This is a genomic window from Carnobacterium sp. (genome assembly GCF_032094055.1).
Lineage (GTDB): Bacteria > Bacillota > Bacilli > Lactobacillales > Carnobacteriaceae > Carnobacterium_A.
On the sequence record NZ_DAMDAK010000137.1, the window covers coordinates 3,428 to 3,693 of the forward strand.

The window sequence follows — 266 nt, forward strand, 5'->3', positions numbered from 1 at the left end:
CAAACAGTAAATTGGATTGAAACTTTGCTACTTCTTCATTGAAGTATGGAGCAGTCCAAGCTGGTTCCTCCATGACACCATCTAGTGAGAGGTACATCGATACAATTATTTTTCCCATTTTGTTCTCCTTTAGTTTTAAATTGAGATTTTTACATATTGGTAAAACAATTATTAATTCTCCAGCTAGAGAAAATTTACCTTTTTAATAGTTTCGACAAAATGTATTTATGTATGTTTTGGAATAATCTAATATATATTCATAACTT

The 266-nt window shown here is 29.3% G+C and carries 1 protein-coding gene; it reads right to left on the reverse strand.

What is annotated here, in order from left to right:
• Positions 1–118: hypothetical protein (locus tag RT405_RS13535; protein ID WP_396163881.1), on the reverse strand; the 118-nt coding region annotated here is incomplete at its 3' end.
• Positions 119–266 lie beyond the last annotated feature (148 nt).